The following is a 2,500-nucleotide window of genomic DNA, read 5'->3' on the forward strand; positions in this document are numbered from 1 at the left end:
GAAGGCCCGGCGGTGACCTACTCTCCCGTGCCTTAAGACAAAGTACCATCGGCGCAGGCAGGTTTCACTTCTGAGTTCGGGATGGGATCAGGTGGTTCCCGGCCGCTATGGCCACCGGGCCGTCGAAACACAGCGAAGAGATCGGAGATTTTGTGATGCGATATTGGTTGTTTTGTATTTTGCTTGGCGGGTTTTACCGCTGCGCAAGAAGTCAGAATTAGTCAATTAGCAAGAGGGATCAATCAAGCCGATCGATCAATTAGTACTGGTTAGCTTCACGTGTTGCCACGCTTCCACACCCAGCCTATCAACCTGGTGGTCTTCCAGGGATCTGATAGGGATACCTAGTCTTGAAGGGGGCTTCCCGCTTAGATGCTTTCAGCGGTTATCCCTTCCGCACTTAGCTACCCGGCGATGCTCCTGGCGGAACAACCGGTACACCAGAGGTGCGTCCATCCCGGTCCTCTCGTACTAGGGACAGCTCTTCTCAAGTATCCTGCGCCCACGGCAGATAGGGACCGAACTGTCTCACGACGTTCTAAACCCAGCTCACGTACCACTTTAATTGGCGAACAGCCAAACCCTTGGGACCTGCTCCAGCCCCAGGATGTGATGAGCCGACATCGAGGTGCCAAACACTCCCGTCGATGTGGACTCTTGGGGAGTATCAGCCTGTTATCCCCGGCGTACCTTTTATCCGTTGAGCGATGGCCCTTCCACGCGGGACCACCGGATCACTATGACCGACTTTCGTCTCTGCTCGACTTGTCAGTCTCGCAGTCAGGCAGGCTTTTGCCATTGCACTCTTAAGCTGATGTCCGACCAGCCTGAGCCTACCATCGCGCGCCTCCGTTACTCTTTGGGAGGCGACCGCCCCAGTCAAACTACCCGCCATGCAGGGTCCCGGATCCGGATAACGGACCTCGGTTAGATATCAGGAAGCAAAAGGGCGGTATCTCAAAGGTGGCTCCACCGAAGCTGGCGCTTCGGGTTCATAGCCTCCCGCCTATTCTGCACATTCACATCCTGATACCACTGCAAAGCTGTAGTAAAGGTGCACGGGGTCTTTCCGTCTGACCGCGGGTACTCCGCATCTTCACGGAGAATTCAATTTCGCTGAGTCGATGTTGGAGACAGTGGGGAAGTCGTTACGCCATTCGTGCAGGTCGGAACTTACCCGACAAGGAATTTCGCTACCTTAGGACCGTTATAGTTACGGCCGCCGTTTACCGGGGCTTCAATTCAATGCTTGCACATCTCCTCTTAACCTTCCGGCACCGGGCAGGCGTCAGACCCTATACGTCGTCTTGCGACTTCGCAGAGCCCTGTGTTTTTAGTAAACAGTCGCCACCCCCTGGTCTGTGCCCCCACCGTAAAGTTGCCTTCACGGTGGGCCCCCTTCTCCCGAAGTTACGGGGGCAATTTGCCGAGTTCCTTCAACATCGTTCTCTCAAGCGCCTTGGTATATTCAACCTGCCCACCTGTGTCGGTTTCGGGTACGGTCCATATGTGAGAGTTATTTCCTGGACCTCCTTGGCAGCATCTCCAATCCAATAAGGAGACACAACTTCCAGAGGCCGTCACTTCTCACGGGTACAGGAATATTAACCTGTTTCCCATCGACTACGCGTTTCCGCCTCGTCTTAGGGGCCGACTCACCCTGCGCGGATTGGCCTTGCGCAGGAACCCTTGGGCTTTCGGCGAGGGAGGTTCTCACTCCCTTTGTCGCTACTCATGTCAGCATTCTCGCTTCCGATACCTCCAGCATACCTTACGGTACACCTTCACAGGCTTACGGAACGCTCCGCTACCACTTGTTCTAAAAGAACAAATCCGCAGTTTCGGTGTGTGGCTTGAGCCCCGGTACATCTTCGGCGCGGGACAGCTTATTTAGACCAGTGAGCTGTTACGCTTTCTTTAAACGATGGCTGCTTCTAAGCCAACGTCCTGGTTGTCTTGGCCGTCCTACATCCTTTCCCACTTAGCCACAACTTTGGGACCTTAACTGGCGGTCTGGGCTGTTTCCCTCTCGACCACGGACCTTAGCACCCGTAGTCTGTCTGCCAGATAGTACTCATCGGTATTCGGAGTTTGATTAGGTTTGGTAAGCCGGTAAGGCCCCCTAGCCCATTCAGTGCTCTACCCCCGATGGTATTCGTCTGACGCTCTACCTAAATAGATTTCGCGGAGAACCAGCTATCTCCAGGTTTGATTGGCCTTTCACCCCTAACCACAAGTCATCCCCGTCTTTTTCAACAGACGTGGGTTCGGTCCTCCAGTGACTGTTACATCACCTTCAACCTGCTCATGGCTAGATCACCTGGTTTCGGGTCTAATCCCACAAACTCAATCGCCCTATTCAGACTCGCTTTCGCTGCGCCTACACCTAACGGCTTAAGCTCGCTTGTAAGACTAACTCGCTGACCCATTATGCAAGAGGTACGCTGTCACCCCATAAAGAGGCTCCAACTGCTTGTAGGCATCCGGTTTCAGGAACTAT

Annotated in this window: 2 rRNA genes (1 of these 2 cut by a window edge); both read right to left on the bottom strand. The window is 54.1% G+C overall.

Going from position 1 to position 2,500, the window contains the following annotated elements:
• Window positions 1–4: 4 nt before the first annotated feature.
• Window positions 5–119: ribosomal RNA gene (gene rrf, locus J7395_RS20780) — 5S ribosomal RNA — on the bottom strand.
• A gap of 119 nt (window positions 120–238) precedes the next feature.
• A 23S ribosomal RNA gene (locus J7395_RS20785) occupies window positions 239–2,500 on the bottom strand; it runs 487 nt beyond the window's last position.

The organism is Thalassospira sp. A3_1, assembly GCF_017744215.1.
Classification (GTDB): Bacteria; Pseudomonadota; Alphaproteobacteria; order Rhodospirillales; family Thalassospiraceae; genus Thalassospira; species Thalassospira lucentensis_A.